Below are 17,417 nucleotides of genomic sequence, written 5' to 3'. Positions count from 1 at the left end.
TATTTTTTCCGGGCTTCCTGCGCGCCATTGGCCCTGAGGCCGCACGCCTCTCGATGGGCTTGAAAAGATGCTGGATAATAAAGCATGACCCGCGCAACGGCTAGCGCCGTCGGAGACCTTGTAATGCCTGATGAAGATGTTCGCCTAAAACTCATTGAAAATTGGCTGCAAAAAAAGCTGCCTGAGCTATTTGCCGAGCAGGGCTGGGGGGCTGTACCAGTCGCTATTTTAACGCCGGCCAGTAGTGACGCCAGCTTTCGCCGTTACTTCCGCTGGCAGGGCGCGGGACGCACGCTGATCGTGATGGATGCTCCTCCGCCGCAGGAAGACTGCCGGCCATTCGTCAAGGTCGCGCAGTTACTGGCCGGGGCGCAGCTGAATGTGCCGCAGATCCTTGCTGCAGACCTTGAGCGCGGCTTTTTGTTGCTCAACGATTTAGGTCGGCAAACCTATTTGGATGTGATCAATGAAGGCAATGCGGATGCCTTGTTTGCTGATGCCCTGCAGGCGTTATTGGCCTTTCAGCAATTGCCGATGAATGAGCCCATGCCCAGTTATGACGACGCATTACTGCGCCGTGAACTACAGCTTTTTCCTGAGTGGTATGTGCAGCGCCATCTGGGTATCGATTTCAGCCCGGCGCAGCAGGCTGCCTGGCAACGCTGCAGTCAGTTGTTGATCGACAGCGCCTTGGCGCAACCCAAAGTGCTGGTGCATCGCGACTATATGCCGCGCAACCTGATGCTCAGTGAACCGAACCCTGGCGTGCTGGATTTTCAAGATGCGGTCTACGGGCCGGTGACTTACGACGTTACCTGTCTGTTCAAGGACGCTTTCCTGAGCTGGCCGGAGGCGCGCGTGCGCAGTTGGCTGGAGCAGTATTGGCAGCAGGCGCGTGACCTGGGTGTGCCGGTGCAAGCGGAGTTGGAAGACTTCCTGCGGGCCAGCGATTTGATGGGCGTGCAGCGTCACCTCAAGGTAATCGGTATTTTTGCGCGCATTTGTCACCGCGACGGCAAACCCAAATACCTGGGTGATGTGCCGCGCTTCTTCTCTTATATAGAAGCGGTATTGGCGCGTCGGCCGGAACTGGCTGAGCTGGGCGAATTGCTGGCCAGTCTGCAGCGGGAGTCAGTATGAAGGCGATGATTCTGGCCGCCGGCAAAGGTGAGCGGCTGCGCCCGCTGACCTTGCACACCCCAAAACCCTTGGTGCGCGCTGCTGGTGTGCCGCTGATTGAGTATCACGTGCGCGCCCTCGCGGCGGCGGGGTTTACCGAGCTGGTGATTAATCACGCCTGGCTCGGGCAGCAGATTGAGGACTACTTGGGCGATGGCGCGCGCTTCGGCGTCAGCATTGTGTATTCCGCTGAAGGTGAGCCACTGGAAACCGGCGGCGGTATTTTTCAGGCGTTGCCGCTATTGGGCGAGCAGCCCTTCGTCCTGGTTAATGGCGATATTTTCACGAATTACCCCTTTGCCGAGCTGCGTCGCCCGTTAACCGGGTTGGCTCATCTGGTGTTGGTGGCGAACCCCGATCATCACGCAGGTGGTGATTTCTGCCTGCAGGCCGGGCAGGTGAGTGATGCACAGGAAGGGCAACGTAACCTGACCTATAGCGGCATGGCGGTTCTCTCGTCTGACTTGTTTGCAGGTTGTCAGTCGGGGGCTTTCAAGCTCGCGCCATTGCTGCGCAAGGCCATGGCGGCAGGGCGGGTCAGCGGTGAACAGTTTGCCGGTTGCTGGGTCGACGTTGGCACCCATGAGCGTTTGGCAGAAGTCGAGCGTTTGCTTGAGGCGCGCGAATAAGATGCTCTGGCCTGCGACGTTGCTTGGGGCAGTTGCCGGGCTGGCTGTGGCCAGTATTCCGGGGGCGATGCTGGGTGCTCTGCTTGGCCAGGTGCTGGATCGACGTTTGCGCCTGCAGTCCTGGGCGTCGTTGCGTGAGCGTTTGGGTGGCCGTGCCGAGCCGAGTGATGAATGGCTGCTGTTTGTGTTGCTGGGGCGCTTAGCCAAAAGTGGTGGGCGTGTGCTGCCGGCGCATATTCAGCAGGCGCAGGCGGAAATGCAGCGCCTGGCGCTGAATAGCGAAGGCCAGCGTCAAGCGATAGCCGCATTTGCCCAAGGCAAGACGGGACGTGACAGTTTGCGCGGGCCGTTGCGGCGCCAGCAGGCGCATAGTGAAGCACTGTTGCGCGCCTGTTGGCGCATGGCCTGGGTTGATGGTCAGGTCGGGCAGGCTGAGCGTGAGTTGATCATGCTTTGGGGTAAGTGGCTGCAGGTCCCGCCGGCCACTCAGGAGCAGTTTAGTGATGCTTATGCGCCGCAACAGGGGCCGCTCGCTTCATCTGTCAGCACGGCTTATCAGCGTGCGCTGAATGTGTTGAATGTCAGTGCCGATGCCGAGCCAGCACAGATTAAGCAGGCTTACCGGCGTTTGCTCAGTCGCCACCACCCCGACAAATTGGCCGGCAGTGGGGCTTCAGCGCAACGCTTGCACGAAGCGACTGAGCGCACCCGTGAGTTGCACCAGGCCTACGACCTGATTCGTCAGCGCCATGGGTTTCGTTAGGAGGCGGGCCAGTTTTAGCGCGATGCTGCGTTTCTCGATGACTCATCTATTCGCATCTCGAGCCTTGCCTCGTGCTAAAACTGGCCCCGACTCGGCTGAGAACAAAACTGCAACAGACTCTATCGATTGGCATGCTGAGTTATTTGGCTTGTAGCTTCATCTTCAGCCAGCCTTTGATCCGCCGGTACAGTTGCTCCTGCTCGGCTTCGCGATTGCCGGGCAAGGCTTTCATGGCCACCTGTATATAAGCGGGATGTTTCTGCCGTTTGCTGGCTTGCGAGCGCTGCAGCGCGGCTTGGCGGTCGGCCGGCAAATCTTTGTAGTAGAAGTCGCCGGTGGCCAATTGCAGTTGTGGGATCAGCTCATCCAGTGGCGGGGTATAGCCAGTGGGTAGCTCGGCAGCGACCAGCAGGAGATTTTGGATGTTGGCTGGTTTACGTTCTGCCAGGTAGCGTGCGGCCCAGTAGGCACCGCTGCCGTGGCCAAGCAGGACGATGGTTTTGGCCTGCTGTTGCTCGGCGAAGCCGATGGCTGATTCGATGCGTGCCAGTACCCGTCCGGCATGGGCCTTCTGTTGTTCTTCAGGGGGCGGCAGTGGTGTTGCGGCGGTTGCGCTGTCGGCGCTGCTGGCGTCTGCCGTGGTTTTGTCCGGCGCAGGTTCGCTGGCGGCCTGGGCGTCTGGAGTTGCTGCGCTGTCGGCTGGTGACTCAGTAGGCGTTGCACTGCGTGGCGGGAGCGCGTCGCTGTTCGGGTCCGGCAGGGTCAGGCTGAGGCTATGCCAGCCAGCATCGGGTAGTTTATGGCGTAGTGGGCCAACGCTTTCTGGCCAGTCGGCCGTTTCCTCATCACCGGGCAGGATAATCACCACGCCACTTGGCTCGGCGACATTGGCCGGTAGCCAGAGGGCAAGAAAGCTTTCGTCGCCGGCCTGCAACTGTTGTTGCTCTTTTTTCTCCAGTTGCTGTTCCAGTGCCGTGGCTTCCAGGGCACTGCGTTCTATTAATGGGGGGCGCGTTACGGCTGCGGGTTGCTCACTCTGTTGGCTGCCCTCAGTGCTCGGCTCGCTAGCTTGTGCCCATAGCTGTGTGGCTTGCGTCGACAGCAGTATGATCAAGGCAGCCGTTAAGCTGTGGGCAAGGCGGGGCATTGAGTCATCCTCGGGTGGTAGGTCTGCAGAGACTAATACGCGGGCCGGCCGTTGTCAGGTGCGCGTGAGCTTGCAGGGCGAGTGCCGGACTAAGGTAAGGGCTGGCGCTGCAAGGGTTGGCAATTTTTAGGAGCATCACGGCGTTGTCGCGCATTCTTATTTTCCTGCTGTTGTGGCCTGGCGTGCTTTGGGCCGAGAGCGCTGCGTTGCCGCTGCGCCCGGTGTTTAGCGCCGAGCAAAAGGCCTGGCTGCAGGCCCATGGCGAACTGCGCGTCGGTTTGATCATGCAAGCGCCCTGGGCGCAGTACGAGCGTCGCCAGCAGCGGCTTTCCGGGGTTAATGTCGATTTGGTCAACCGGCTTTTGCAGGGTATGGGTGTGCGGCCGCAGTGGCAGCGCTACAACGATCAGGTTGAGCTGGAGGCTGCCTTACAGCGTGGTGAAGTGGACCTCGCCCCCGGCTTGCAGCAAACCCCGAAAGGGCTGCGTCGCTGGCTTTACTCCGACCCCTATATGCGTGTGCCGCATTTGGTGGTGGGCACGCGCCGTGGCAGCAGTGCGGTCGACTTGGATCGCCTCGGCCGTGATGAGAGTGTTGCTGTGCGCGGGCCTGGTGTGGTGTATGAGTATCTACGCACGACGCAAAGTAATCTGGAGCTGCGCAGTGTCAGTTCTGAGCGTGCCGCCCTCGACCTGCTGCAGCGTGAGGAGGTTAGCTATGCGGTGGTCGATGAAGCGCGCCTGAGTTTGTTGCTGCGTGAGCCGCAATTTGCTGGGTTTAGCATCGTCGGTGATATTGGCCTGCCGCAGTTACTGCGCATTGCCAGCCGGCGCGATGCACCGATTCTGGCGCAAATTATCGGGCAGACTCTGCAAGCCTTGCCCGCGCGTGAGCTGGACCGCTTGCAGGAACGCTGGTTTCCGATCAGCTCTGGGCAGCTCGGCAACCCACTGGCTTTCTGGCGCGGCGTTACGTTGCTGCTGCTGGTCGCGTTATTGGCGGCTTCGGCCATCATCATGCATTTACGCCCCCAGCGGCGCGCGCTTGAACGTCAGCTGCTGGATGCTCGCGCTCTGCTCAGTCAGCGTGAGGAGGCTGAGCAGGCGTTGCGCCTTAGTCAATTTTCTATCGACCACAGTACGGTGGGCATTCTCTGGGTCAACTGGGACAGCCATGTGCGCTATGCCAACCTGGCGGCCGAACGCATGCTCGGCTATAGCACTGGGTCGCTGGTCGAGCTGCCGCTGGGTCATCTGGAGCCCAGTCTGGATATGGACCGCTGGCTGAGCCTGTGGCGTCAGGCGCGTGGCAGTGATGAGCCGTTAGCAGATTTTGAAACCGACTGTCGGCGCGCCGACGGCAGCCTTTTGCCGGTGGATATTTCTCTGAGCTTTCTGCGCTTTGCTCAGTCCGAATACCTGGTGGTGTTTCTCAGCGATATCACCGAGCGGCGGCGTGCGCAGGCCGCCTTGCAAGAAAGTGAGGCGCGCCTCAAGGGGATTGCCGGCAATGTGCCGGGACTGGTATTTCGCTTAGAGCGGGCTGCTGCGGATAAAACCGTGAACTTCGCCTATATCAGCGAGGCCAGCCAGGATCTGGTGGGTTATCCGGCTGCCGAGCTGCAGCGTGTGGACCGTGGTTTGCGTAGCCTGGTGCACCCCGATGATCAGGCGAGCTACCACCAAACACAGGATGCCGCCTTGCTTGGCGACCGTGATTGGCAATGGCAGGGGCGTATTCTCACGCGAGCTGGCGCGTTGCGCTGGGCTGACATCAAGGCCACGGCCCGCAGCTTGGGCGAAGGCCGGGTGGTGTGGGATGGCATTGTCTGGGACATCACCGACAACAAGCAGGTGGAGCTGGAGTTGGCCGATTCCCGTGCGCGGTTGCGTGAGTTGGCCGCTCATTTGGAGAGTGTGCGCGAGGAGGAAAAGGCGCGTATCGCTCGCGAAGTCCACGACGAGCTTGGTCAGGTACTTACCGTGCTCAAGTTGGAAACCGCCATGTGCGAGCTGGCATTCGCCGGTCAGGTTGACGGTTTGGATGAACGCTTGCGCAGCATGAAGCGCCTTATCGCCCAGTTGTTCCAGCTGGTGCGCGATGTGGCCACGGCGCTGCGGCCACCGATTCTCGATGCGGGTATCGCTTCGGCGATTGAATGGCAGGTGCGCCGTTTCGAGGCCCGCACCCAGATTCCTTGTCTGGTCGAGGTGCCGGAGAACCTGCCCAAGCTGAGTGATGCCAAGGCTATTGGCCTGTTCCGGATTCTTCAGGAGGCACTGACCAACATCATGCGCCATGCCGGCGCACACAGTGTGCAGGTCTATCTGCGTGTTGAAGGCGAAGCGCTTTGTTTGTGTGTGATTGACGATGGTAAAGGCTTTGTCCCCGAGCAGCGTAAAGCTGGGCAGTCGTTCGGCCTGGTCGGTATGCAGGAGCGGGTGTTTATGCTGGGCGGACACTTACAGATTGACAGTCAGCCGGGCGAGGGGACTACGCTGCTGGCGCAAGTGGCTCTGGATAAGGAAGAAATCTCGTGATTAGGGTTGTGGTGGCAGAAGATCACGCCATCGTGCGCGAAGGTATCAAGCAACTGATCGGCATGGCCCGCGACCTTGAGGTGGTGGGCGAGGCGAGTAATGGCGAGCAATTGTTGGAAGTGCTGCGCAAGGTTGAGTGCGATGTGGTGCTGTTGGATATCTCCATGCCAGGCGTCAATGGCCTTGAGGCGATTCCACGGATTCGCGCACTGACAAAACCGCCCGCCGTGTTGGTGCTGTCGATGCATGATGAAGCGCAGATGGCTGCACGCGCCCTGAAAATTGGTGCGGCCGGCTATGCCACCAAGGATAGCGATCCGTCGCTGCTGATTACGGCGATCCGCAAGGTCGCCGGTGGTGGGCGTTATATCGACCCGGAATTGGCCGACCGCATGGTCTTCGAAGTCGGTTTGACGGATTCGCGGCCGCCGCATGTGCAGCTTTCCGAGCGTGAGTTTTCCGTCTTCGAGCGCTTGGTGCGCGGCGAAGGGGTCAACGACATTGCCCTGCACCTGGCGGTCAGTAATAAGACCGTGAGTACCCATAAAGCGCGGTTGATGCAGAAGCTGGGCATCCAATCAGTGGCTGACCTGGTGCGTTACGCCATGGAGCATAAATTGCTCTAGAGCAGGGCGCTGAGCCGGCCGGCGAAATCGCTTGATCGGGCGTGGCGCTCGCGCCGTCTGCCCTGGCGTTTTGCTCATTCTGGTGCGGCCCGCGCACCCCTTTGAAGCGCACGGCTAATTCTGTGTTTTTGTAGGGCAATGCCTACAAAACTCTCTCCGGTTGCCTGATAACAAGTTGTCATCCCGCCCGATTCTTCCCGCGCCGCGCCGCACCTAGTCTTGTACTCAACAGCGTGCAGACAAGAAAAAGGTGTGGCGATGAGCGGGTCTCAGGCAAGCGATGTGCTGGTGAGCTTTCGGGGTGTACAGAAGAGCTATGACGGTGAAAACCTGATCGTCAAAGACCTCAACCTGGATATCCGCAAAGGTGAGTTTCTTACCCTGCTGGGCCCCTCCGGTTCAGGCAAAACCACCAGCCTGATGATGTTGGCCGGTTTTGAAACGCCCACGGCTGGCGAGATCATGCTCGATGGGCGTTCGCTCAATCGCCTGCCGCCGCACAAGCGCGACATTGGCATGGTGTTCCAGAACTATGCGTTGTTCCCGCACATGACCGTTGAGGAGAACCTGGCGTTCCCACTCAGCGTACGTGGCATGTCACGCACCGACATCACTGAGCGGGTCAAGCGAGCGTTGTCCATGGTCCAGCTCGACAGCTTCCGTAGCCGTTATCCCGGTCAGTTATCCGGTGGCCAGCAGCAGCGTGTCGCGCTTGCTCGCGCTCTGGTGTTCGAGCCACAGCTGGTGCTGATGGACGAGCCATTGGGCGCGCTGGACAAACAATTGCGTGAACATATGCAGATGGAGATCAAGCATCTGCATCAGCGTCTGGGTGTGACCGTGGTGTATGTCACCCATGACCAGGGCGAGGCGCTGACCATGTCTGATCGCGTGGCGGTGTTCCATCAGGGCGAAATTCAGCAGATTGCCCCGCCGCGTGATCTCTACGAAACGCCGCGCAATACCTTCGTGGCGCAGTTTATCGGCGAGAACAATCGCCTGGCTGGCCAGTTAGTCAGCCAGCAGGGCGATGAATGCGTCGTGCGTTTGCCGCGTGGCGAGGAAGTGCGCGCTATTGCGGTCAATGTGGGGGCCGTCGGCGAGCCGGTAAGCCTGTCTATCCGGCCTGAGCGCATCCACATGAATGGCCACAGTGAAAACAGCCCTAATCGATTCTCCGGGCGTATCGCCGAATTCATCTATCTGGGTGATCACGTGCGCATTCGTATGGAGGTTTGTGGCATCTCCGATTTCTACGTCAAACAACCTGTGGCCGAGCTGGACCCTGGCCTGGCGGTTGGTGACTTGGTTCCGCTCGGCTGGTCGGTCGAGCATGTCCGTGCGCTGGACCCGTTACATCCTGAGTGATGGGCCGGCGCAGTGCTTCACCCTTACCACGTAACACAGAGGAGCTTACAAGAATGACGAAATCCCTGAAGCTCGCGGCTCTCGCCTTGGGCGTGAGTTGCGCGATGCCGGTACTGGCGGCAGACCTTACGGCGGTGTCTTTTGGCGGCGCGAACAAGGCGGCGCAAGTTAAGGCCTTCTACGAACCCTTCGAGAAACAAACCGGGCAAAAGGTACTGGGCGGCGAGTACAACGGCGAAATGGCCAAGGTCAAAGCCATGGTCGACACCAACAGCGTGAGCTGGGACCTGGTAGAGGTGGAGTCCCCAGAACTGGCCCGTGGCTGTGACGAAGGCCTGTTCGAAGAGCTTGATCCGGCGCAGTTCGGCAACCAGAGCAACTTTATCGAGGGGGCCATCCAGCCTTGCGGCGTTGGCTTCTTCGTCTGGTCCACCGTGCTCGCGTACAACGCCGACAAACTGGCCAGTGCACCGAGCGGCTGGGCTGACTTCTGGGATGTGGCCAAATTCCCTGGCAAGCGCGGCCTGCGCAAGGGCGCCAAATACACCCTGGAATTCGCCCTGATGGCTGACGGTGTGCCGGTCAAGGACGTGTACAAGGTGCTGGCTACCAAAGACGGTCAGGATCGTGCGTTCAAGAAGCTCGACGAGCTGAAGCCGAACATCCAATGGTGGGAAGCCGGCGCCCAGCCGCCGCAGTACCTGGCCAGTGGCGACGTCGTGATGAGCTCGGCCTACAACGGTCGTATTGCTGCGGTGCAGGGCGAGAGCAATCTGCAGGTGGTGTGGAGCGGTGGCATTTATGACTTCGATTCCTGGGCCATCCCACGTGGTGCCAAGAATGCTGAGCTGGCCAAACAGTTCATCGAATTCGCGGTTAAGCCTGAAGCGCAGAAGACCTACTCAGAAAACATCGCTTACGGCCCGGCTAACAAGCAGGCAATTGAGTTGCTGGCACCTGAGCGTCTGAACCTGATGCCAACCACGCCGGAAAACATTGCTAACCAGGTGGCTATCAACGTGACCTTCTGGGCCGACTACGGCGAGCAACTGGAACAACGTTTCAACGCCTGGGCCGCGCGCTAAAGCGACCTACCCGGTCCCGCCAGTGGCGGGACCGACTGATTATTTGCCGCCTGTGAGCGGCCCTTGCCTGCGGAGTTGTCCATGGCCAGCGTACTGTCCGCCACCGAGCTGCCCGGGCCAAGCCTGAAGCAGCGTCTGGCCCGCGCCGAGCGCTTCAATCGCCTTAAATCCAAGGCGTTGATCTTGCCGCTGTTGCTGTTTCTGTTTCTGACGTTCCTGTTGCCGATTGGTGCGTTGCTGATGCGCAGTGTCGACAACCCGGAAGTGGTCGGCAGCATGCCGCGCACCGTCGAGGCTATCGCCAGTTGGGATGGTCGGGGCTTGCCGAGTGAGGCCGCTTTCCAGGCGATTGCCCTGGACCTTGCCGAAGCGCGCCGTAACCAGAGCCTGGGCGATCTGTCCAAGCGCCTGAATATGGAGCTGGCGGGGTTCCGCAGTCTGGCTACGAGAACCGCGCGTGCGCTGCCACTGCCTGAGGAGCCGGCGTCCTATCAAGTGGCGTTGCAGAACCTGGACGAGCGTTGGGGCGACCCGGCGTACTGGCAGGTGGTGCGGCGCAATACGTCTGCGGTCACGCCGTATTATTTGCTAGCGGCACTGGATCACCGGATCGATGATCTTGGCGAGCTGGCCAGTGCCACGCCGGATCAATCCATCTACCTGGATATTTTTGCCCGCACCTTCTGGATGAGCCTGGTGATCACCGCCATCTGCCTGGTGCTGGCTTACCCGCTGGCCTACCTGCTGGCCAATCTGCCGACTCGCCAGGGCAACCTGCTGATGATTCTGGTGCTGTTGCCGTTCTGGACCTCGATTCTGGTGCGCGTGGCTGCCTGGATTGTCCTGTTGCAGTCCGGCGGGCTGATCAACAGCGCCCTGATGTCGCTGGGCATTATCGATGAGCCGCTGCAGTTGGTGTTCAACCGTGGCGGGGTGTACGTGGCCATGGTGCACATCATGCTGCCGTTTATGATCCTGCCGATTTACAGCGTGATGAAGGGCATCTCACCTACTTATATGCGTGCGGCGGTATCACTTGGCTGTCATCCGTTTGCCAGCTTCTGGCGGGTGTACTTCCCGCAGACTCTGGCCGGCGTCGGCGCGGGTTGCCTGCTGGTATTCATCCTGTCGATTGGCTACTACATCACCCCGGCACTACTGGGCAGCCCGAACGACCAGATGATCAGCTACTTCGTGGCCTTCTACACCAACACCACCATCAACTGGGGTATGGCCACAGCTCTCGGCGGTTTGCTGCTGGGTGCGACCATGCTGCTTTATGTGGTGTACAGCTGGCTGGTTGGCGCAAGCCGTCTGCGCCTTGGCTAACGGATAAAAGGCCTGCCGCGCAGGCCACTGATGACCCTCTCCGGCTGGTGGAGAGGGCGCAACGCTCAAAGCATAAGTGGAGTAACACCGCATGCTCAGCCCCTACATGTCACCCGTCGAGCGTCTCTGGTACTACGGCCTGCGCATCCTCTGCGGCCTGGTTCTACTGTTTTTGATTCTGCCGGTGTTGGTGATCGTGCCGCTTTCATTCAACTCCGGCACCTTCCTGGTCTACCCGCTGCAGGGCTTCTCGCTGCGCTGGTATGAGGACTTCTTCATGTCCGCCGACTGGATGCGCTCGCTGAAGAACAGCCTGATCATCGCGCCGGCGGCCACCACCCTGGCCATGGTGTTTGGCACCTTGGCTGCCATCGGCCTGACGCGCGGCGAGTTTCGCGGCAAGGCCTTGGTGATGAGCCTGCTGATTTCACCGATGATTGTGCCGGTGGTGATCATCGGTGTGGCCAGCTACCTGTTCTTCGCTCCGTTGGGCTTGGGCAACAGCTACCTGTCACTGATTCTGGTGCACGCGGTGCTCGGTGTGCCGTTCGTGATCATCACCGTGTCCGCGACGCTGCAAGGCTTCAACCACAACCTGGTGCGCGCAGCGGCCAGCCTCGGGGCGTCGCCTTTGACTGCCTTTCGGCGGATCACCTTGCCATTGATTGCCCCGGGGGTGATCAGCGGGGCGTTGTTTGCTTTCGCCACGTCCTTCGATGAAGTGGTGGTGACCCTGTTCCTCGCCGGCCCTGAGCAGGCCACCCTGCCACGGCAGATGTTCAGCGGTATCCGCGAGAACCTGTCGCCGACCATCGCGGCCGCTGCAACGCTGTTGATTGGCTTCTCGATTGTGCTGTTGCTGACCCTGGAATGGCTGCGTGGCCGTAGCGAGAAGTTGCGCACCCAAGTCGAAAGCTGATTTTTGCGTGGTCTCACCACGACCGCCGCAGCCCTGTGCTTGCGGCGGTTTTTTGCTTTTGCGGTGAGCTCAGCGAAAGTTCGCCGGGGCGGATAAGATGCCAAGCTTTAGCTGCCCTAGCGAGGAGTGCCGATGGACTTCGACGATCCCGGATTTCGCGAACTGATCGACGCGCTGCATGACGGTCTCTATATCACCGATGCCTCAGGTATCACGCTCAAGGTCAACCGTGCTTATGAGCGCCTGACCGGCCTGCGCAGTGAGGATGTGGTCGGCCAGCACATGCAGGCGCTGGTCGAGCAGGGGGTGATCTCTCAGTCGGTGTCGCTACGGGTGCTCAAGGAAGGCAAGGCGCTGTCGATGATGCAGAGCGTCAGCCAGGGCAAGCGCTTGCTGGTCAGTGGTACGCCGATCTGTGCCGCCGATGGCAGCGTGCGCTATGTGCTCAGCACCGTGCGCGACATGACCGAGTTGCTGCGCATCAAGCATGAGCGCGACGAGTTGCAGTACCTCAAGCAACTGCGCAGCAGCACGGCGCAGTTGCATGCGGGTCAGCGTGATGACCTGCTGGATGCTTCCCCAGTGGCGAACCATCCTGTTTCCGCGCGGGTATTTGCCCAGGCGCGCCAGGTCGCGGCCAGTGACGTTAAGGTGCTGCTGCAAGGCGAGACGGGGGTGGGCAAAACGCTGATCGCCCAGTACATCCACAAAACTAGCCCGCGTGCAGCGCAGCCGTTTCTGGCGTTGAACTGCGGCGCGTTGCCGGAGAACCTGATCGAGGCCGAGCTGTTTGGTTATGTCGCGGGGGCCTTTACCGGTGCCGGCAGCAAGGGCAAGCGTGGCCTGCTGGAGCTGGCGCATCAGGGCACGGTGTTCCTTGACGAAATTGGTGACCTGCCGCTGGTGCTGCAGGTAAAGCTGCTCAAGGTGATTGAGGAGAGCCGCTTTATCCCGGTGGGCGGCCTGGAGGTCAAGGAGGTCGACGTGCGGATCATTACCGCCACTCACCATGACCTGCGGCGGATGGTCAGCGAAGGGCGGTTTCGCGCCGATCTGTACTACCGGCTTAACGTGGTGCCGATTCATATCCCGGCATTGCGCGAGCGGCCTGAGGAAGTCCAGCCGCTGCTCGACTTCTACCTGGCCGAGTTTAATCAGCGTTATCAGCGCGAACTGGAGTGGGGGCTGGAGGCGCTGGATGTACTGACTGAGTACGCCTGGCCGGGCAACATTCGTGAGCTGATCAACCTAGTCGAGCGCCTGGTGGTTACCTGTAGTGGGGCTACGGTCGGGCTCTTCGATCTGCCTGAAGACATGCGTAATAGCCGCGCTGAGGGCGATGGCGAAAGCCAGCTGCCTTTGCGTAAGCAGGTGGAGAACCTTGAGCGGCGCTTGATCCGCAAGGCCCTGCTGCGCCACAAAACCACTCGTGAGGCGGCCAAAGTGCTCGGTGTAAGTCAGGCTACGCTGGTGCAAAAGATGCAGCGCTGGGAACGTAGCGATTAGAAAATGGATCGGCTTTATGGCTTTTGATTGATTTATTGATCAGCGCCACGCGACGCTGAGCTGTGACAAATCGACGCAAGCCTTGTACGGCAAGGGTTTCAGCAAGCTGGCACAGGAATCGCTATAGCAGCGCTCGAACCCGTCTAGCCAAACCGTGCATAAAAGGGCCTGCTGATGACCATTGCTGCATTCAAGATCGCCAATAAATTGCTGACCGGCCAAGGTGCAGTTGAGCAACTGGCGAACGAACTGCCACGGCTGAAGATCAACAATCCGCTGATCGTTACTGACGCCATCCTAATCAAGTCCGGCACCGTCGAGCATGTGCTCAAGCAGCTCGGCGAGCGTGCTTACGGCATCTTCGATGGCGTTGAGCCAGAGCCGGAGATTGCCATCGTTGAAGCCTGCGCCCAGGCGTACCGAGCTGGCGGCCATGACGGCTTGATCGGTGTGGGTGGCGGCAGCGCTATCGATATCGCCAAAGCCGTGGCAGCGTTTGTCGGCCATGACGGCGCGCTGGAAGAGCTGTTCGGCGTCGATCAGGTCAAGCGTAAAGGCCCGCCGCTAATCGCCATCCCGACCACTGCCGGCACCGGTTCAGAAGTCACCAACGTGGCGATTCTGTCCGATAAGAAAGCGCAGCTGAAAAAAGGCATCGTCAGTGATTACCTGCTGCCCGACGTAGCCCTGGTTAGCCCGGTGATGACCCTGACCTGCCCGCGCAGCGTCACCGCCGCCAGCGGCGTCGATGCCTTGGTGCATGCCGTGGAGTCGTACTTGTCGGTGAATGCCTCGCCGATCACCGACGCGCTGGCCATCGCGGCCATCAAGCTGATTAGCAAAGCGCTGCCCAAGGCTTACGCCAACCCGGCTGACCTGGCTGCGCGTGAGGATATGGCCACCGCCAGCCTGATGGCCGGTATGGCTTTTGGTAACGCGGGCGTGGGTGCGGTGCATGCGTTGGCTTATCCGTTGGGCGGTCGCTTCAACATTGCGCACGGCGTCAGCAATGCGTTGCTGCTGCCCTATGTGATGGCGTGGAACAAGCTGGCCTGCGTTGAGCGTATGGCTGAAATCGCCAGCGCCATGGGTGTGCATACCCATGGGCTGAGCGACAAGGCTGCGGCTGACCTGGCTGTCGAGGCCATGGCCGAGTTGTGCGCCAGTGTCGACATCCCCAAGGGCATGCGCAGCTTCGGCGTGCCGGAAGACGCGATCCCGACCATGGCCGTTGAGGCCAGCAAGATCGACCGCCTGATGCGTAACAACCCGCGCCTGCTGACGGCGGCGGATATCGAAAAAATCTACCGCGCCGCTTACTGAGCCGCGTGCGTTGAAGCGCCCCGGTTGTGCCGGGGCGTGCTGATTTGCCCACATACTAATAACAGCAAGGTAAACAACAATGTCCGAGCTTCAACAATACGGCGTGGAAACGCCTTACTGGTCCATGGGGCCATTTAAAGTACGTCTGCCGTTTATTCATTACCGCTTTGAAATCTCCGATTACATGCAGGGCTTGCTCATGTGTGCGGTGGATTTGGCGGCCATCCCGCTGATGACCGAATTCCTCGGTATGCCATTCGAGGTGGCGTTGGCGGTGGTGATGCTCAACGGGCTGTTGTATCTGGTCCACCATTTGCTCGGCGACCCCGTCGTGCCGGGTTGGATTACCCCGGCAATCCCCTTACTTATGGCCTATTGCTCGCAGTTTGCGGAGGGCCCGGAGCGGGTGCATGCGCTAATCGCCTTCCAGTTGTTGCTGGGGATATTTTCCATCGCCCTCGGTATGACGGGGATGGCGCGCAAGGTGGTGTCGCTGGTGCCGTCGGCGCTCAAGGCCGGCATCATTATGGGCGCCGGACTGAGTGCGGTAGTTACGGTGTTCAAGGAAGGCGGGCGCTTCGACAGCTTCCCCTGGACGATCTCGATTGCCATTGGCATCGCCTTTTACCTGGTGTTCTCCATCCACTTCCAAGAGCTGAAGAAGCGCAATCGCTTCTGGTGGAACTTCGCCAAGCTGGGCATCTTCCCGATCATTCTTCTAGCCGTGGTGGTTGCGCCGATATTTGGCGAGGCGGCCTGGCCGAATATCGAATGGGGCATCAGCAAGCCTGACTTCGCCACTCTCTGGAACGAGTACACCGTGTTTGGTTTGGGCATGCCGCCGCTGATGATGTTTGTCACGGCCATTCCTACCGTGCTGGCCGCCTACCTGGTGGTGTTCGGTGATGTGCTTGGCGCGAAAGCCATCCTGGCCGAGGCGGACGAAGTGCGGCGCGACGAGAAAGTCGATTTCGACCCCAACCGCTCGCACCTGATATTCGGTGGACGTAACGCGCTGATGAGTATTCTTGGCCCCGACCTGGCCATGTGCGGCCCGCAGTGGTCGGCCATGCAAGTGGTGATCACCGAGCGCTTTAAGGGTGGTGCCAAGGCCATGAAGTCGATCTACGGCGGCGTCGGCTCGTTCCGCTGGGGCACCAATACCGGCCTGCTGCTGTTGCCAGTGGTCACACTGGTGCAGCCGATTCTGGCTGTGGCGCTGGCGTTGACGCTGCTGATCCAGGGCTACGTCAGCGTGCGCCTGGGCATCATGGAGGCGCGTAGCCAGCGTGACCTGGGTATCGCCGGGGTGATCGGCGCGGTACTGGCCATCAAGGGTGCTGGCTGGGCTTTCGCTATCGGCCTGGGGCTGTGCCTGCTGATTTACGGCGCGCGCTTCTTCCGTGGTGAGAACGACCAGACCTTCACCAAGGACCTGCCGCCGAGCGACGCGTCCAGCAAATCTCTCGACTGAATGTACTGGCCGGGAGCAGCAAGCTCCCGGCTACAGGAGTAACCCATGAACTTGAACGACCCCGATCTGTTGCGCCATCAGGCTTATATCGATGGGCAGTGGTGCGATGCGCCGGATGGTGCGGTAAGCGAAATATTCAACCCCGCCAATGGCGAGTCGCTGGGCATGGTGCCGAATTTGGGTGTAGAACAGGCCCGTCGTGCCATCGTGGCCGCGCAAGCTGCCCAGCCGGCCTGGCGTGCGCTGACGGCCAAGGAGCGCGCGGCACGCCTGCGTAAATGGTATGAGCTGATGCTGGCCAACCAGGAAGACCTGGCGCAGATCATGACTGCCGAACAGGGCAAGCCGCTCAGCGAAGCGCGCGGCGAAGTGCAGTACGCGGCGTCCTTTATCGAGTGGTTCGCCGAGGAAGCCAAGCGCGTTTACGGCGACACCATTCCTGGCCATCAGGCCGATAAGCGTCTGCTGGTGACCAAGGAGCCAGTCGGTGTGACGGCGGCTATCACGCCATGGAATTTCCCCGCCGCGATGATCACGCGAAAGGTCGCCCCAGCCTTGGCAGCCGGCTGCGCCATGGTGCTCAAGCCAGCACCACAAACCCCCTTCAGCGCCCTGGCACTGGCGGTACTGGCCGAGCGTGCCGGTATTCCCGCTGGGCTGTTCAGCGTGCTGCCGGCCGACGCCGAGCGCTCCCGTGAAGTCGGCGCTGAACTGTGCGCCAACCCCATCGTGCGTAAGCTGTCGTTCACCGGCTCCACCGGTGTTGGCATTAAGCTCATGGAGCAATGCGCGCCGACCCTGAAAAAGCTGTCACTTGAATTGGGCGGCAACGCACCCTTCATTGTTTTTGCGGATGCTGACCTGGATGCGGCGGTCGAGGGCGCGATGGTCGCCAAGTACCGCAACGCCGGGCAGACCTGTGTGTGCGCCAACCGCCTGTACGTGCACGAGACGGTTTATGACGCCTTTGCTGGGAAACTGGCAGCGGCTGTGGCCAAGCTCAAGGTTGGTCATGGTGTCGAGACGGGCGTGACTACAGGTCCATTGATCGACGGCAACGCGGTGGCCAAGGTGCAAGCGCACTTGGCCGATGCCTTAAGCAAGGGTGCCAAGGTGCTGCAAGGCGGGCAGGTACACGCGCTGGGCGGCAACTTCTTTGAGCCGACCGTACTGACCGATGTCACGCCCGGCATGCGGGTGGCCCGCGAAGAGACCTTTGGTCCACTAGCACCGTTGTTCCGCTTCAGTGATGAGGCCGAGGTGGTGCGTCAGGCCAACGATACCGAGTTTGGTCTGGCGGGCTATTTCTATACCCGTGATCTGGCGCGCGCGTTCCGCGTGGCTGAGGCGCTGGAATACGGCATGGTCGGTATCAATACCGGGCTGATCTCCAACGAAGTAGCCCCGTTCGGCGGTATGAAAGCCTCCGGCTTGGGCCGTGAAGGTTCCAAGTACGGTCTCGACGAATATCTGGAAATCAAATACCTCTGCCTCGGCGGCATTTGACCCTCCGTTCAGTAGCGCTTGGC

At 60.4% G+C, this 17,417-nt stretch carries 14 protein-coding genes; 13 read left to right on the top strand and 1 reads right to left on the bottom strand.

Annotated elements, in window-relative coordinates; genetic code table 11:
* The first annotated feature begins 123 nt into the window (after nucleotides 1-123).
* Genes VCA57_RS21040 through VCA57_RS21030 form a run of 3 tightly spaced genes read left to right on the top strand, consistent with a single transcriptional unit; the run spans nucleotide 124 to nucleotide 2,571 of the window.
* Entirely contained in the window at nucleotides 124-1,140 is a 1,017-nt protein-coding gene (locus VCA57_RS21040) for an aminoglycoside phosphotransferase family protein (RefSeq protein ID WP_411187281.1), read from the top strand.
* A complete protein-coding gene (gene murU / locus VCA57_RS21035) occupies nucleotides 1,137-1,808 on the top strand; it encodes an N-acetylmuramate alpha-1-phosphate uridylyltransferase MurU (RefSeq protein ID WP_411187279.1) in 672 nt (223 codons plus the stop codon). The genes VCA57_RS21040 and murU overlap by 4 nt, the downstream gene beginning before the upstream one ends.
* 1 nt (nucleotide 1,809) lies before the next feature.
* Nucleotides 1,810-2,571: a DnaJ domain-containing protein gene (locus VCA57_RS21030; protein WP_411187276.1), complete on the top strand. Its 762-nt coding sequence runs from the start codon at nucleotides 1,810-1,812 to the stop codon at nucleotides 2,569-2,571.
* Nucleotides 2,572-2,710: 139 nt separating this feature from the next.
* On the opposite strand, the gene VCA57_RS21025 is transcribed toward VCA57_RS21030, so the two are convergent.
* Nucleotides 2,711-3,718: an alpha/beta hydrolase family protein gene (locus tag VCA57_RS21025; RefSeq protein WP_411187274.1), complete on the bottom strand. Its 1,008-nt coding sequence runs from the start codon at nucleotides 3,716-3,718 to the stop codon at nucleotides 2,711-2,713.
* 143 nt (nucleotides 3,719-3,861) lie between these two features.
* Here VCA57_RS21025 and VCA57_RS21020 point away from each other — a divergent pair, with 143 nt between their 5' ends.
* The 10 genes from VCA57_RS21020 to gabD all read left to right on the top strand — a co-directional run bounded on the left by VCA57_RS21020 (nucleotide 3,862) and on the right by gabD (nucleotide 17,394).
* Nucleotides 3,862-6,258 (top strand): PAS domain S-box protein, encoded by a 2,397-nt coding sequence (locus VCA57_RS21020; protein ID WP_411187272.1) that lies wholly within the window; start codon nucleotides 3,862-3,864, stop codon nucleotides 6,256-6,258.
* Nucleotides 6,255-6,884, top strand: a complete 630-nt coding sequence (locus VCA57_RS21015; protein WP_411187270.1) for a response regulator — start codon at nucleotides 6,255-6,257, stop codon at nucleotides 6,882-6,884. The genes VCA57_RS21020 and VCA57_RS21015 overlap by 4 nt, the downstream gene beginning before the upstream one ends.
* Before the next feature lie 258 nt (nucleotides 6,885-7,142).
* On the top strand, nucleotides 7,143-8,252 hold the full coding sequence (locus VCA57_RS21010) for an ABC transporter ATP-binding protein (RefSeq protein ID WP_411187268.1): 1,110 nt from the start codon (nucleotides 7,143-7,145) through the stop codon (nucleotides 8,250-8,252).
* Between the two features lie 53 nt (nucleotides 8,253-8,305).
* Nucleotides 8,306-9,337, top strand: coding sequence for an ABC transporter substrate-binding protein (locus VCA57_RS21005; RefSeq protein ID WP_411187266.1), 1,032 nt, complete (start codon nucleotides 8,306-8,308; stop codon nucleotides 9,335-9,337).
* 81 nt (nucleotides 9,338-9,418) lie between these two features.
* Complete coding sequence (locus VCA57_RS21000; RefSeq protein WP_411187264.1) at nucleotides 9,419-10,666, top strand: ABC transporter permease; 1,248 nt, start codon at nucleotides 9,419-9,421, stop codon at nucleotides 10,664-10,666.
* Nucleotides 10,667-10,757: 91 nt separating this feature from the next.
* Nucleotides 10,758-11,585 (top strand): ABC transporter permease, encoded by an 828-nt coding sequence (locus tag VCA57_RS20995; RefSeq protein WP_411187262.1) that lies wholly within the window; start codon nucleotides 10,758-10,760, stop codon nucleotides 11,583-11,585.
* A 132-nt stretch (nucleotides 11,586-11,717) separates the two neighbouring features.
* Nucleotides 11,718-13,091 (top strand): sigma-54 interaction domain-containing protein, encoded by a 1,374-nt coding sequence (locus VCA57_RS20990; RefSeq protein WP_411187260.1) that lies wholly within the window; start codon nucleotides 11,718-11,720, stop codon nucleotides 13,089-13,091.
* Nucleotides 13,092-13,265: 174 nt separating this feature from the next.
* Nucleotides 13,266-14,414, top strand: coding sequence for an iron-containing alcohol dehydrogenase (locus VCA57_RS20985; protein WP_411187258.1), 1,149 nt, complete (start codon nucleotides 13,266-13,268; stop codon nucleotides 14,412-14,414).
* Between the two features lie 79 nt (nucleotides 14,415-14,493).
* A complete protein-coding gene (locus VCA57_RS20980; RefSeq protein WP_411187256.1) occupies nucleotides 14,494-15,888 on the top strand; it encodes a hypothetical protein in 1,395 nt (464 codons plus the stop codon).
* Nucleotides 15,889-15,933: 45 nt separating this feature from the next.
* Nucleotides 15,934-17,394: an NADP-dependent succinate-semialdehyde dehydrogenase gene (gabD, locus tag VCA57_RS20975; RefSeq protein WP_411187254.1), complete on the top strand. Its 1,461-nt coding sequence runs from the start codon at nucleotides 15,934-15,936 to the stop codon at nucleotides 17,392-17,394.
* Nucleotides 17,395-17,417 lie beyond the last annotated feature (23 nt).

Origin of the sequence: Pseudomonas sp. (assembly GCF_046581935.1) — a bacterium.
In the GTDB taxonomy this organism is placed as follows: domain Bacteria; phylum Pseudomonadota; class Gammaproteobacteria; order Pseudomonadales; family Pseudomonadaceae; genus Aquipseudomonas.
This window is presented reverse-complemented; position numbering and strand designations above follow the sequence as displayed.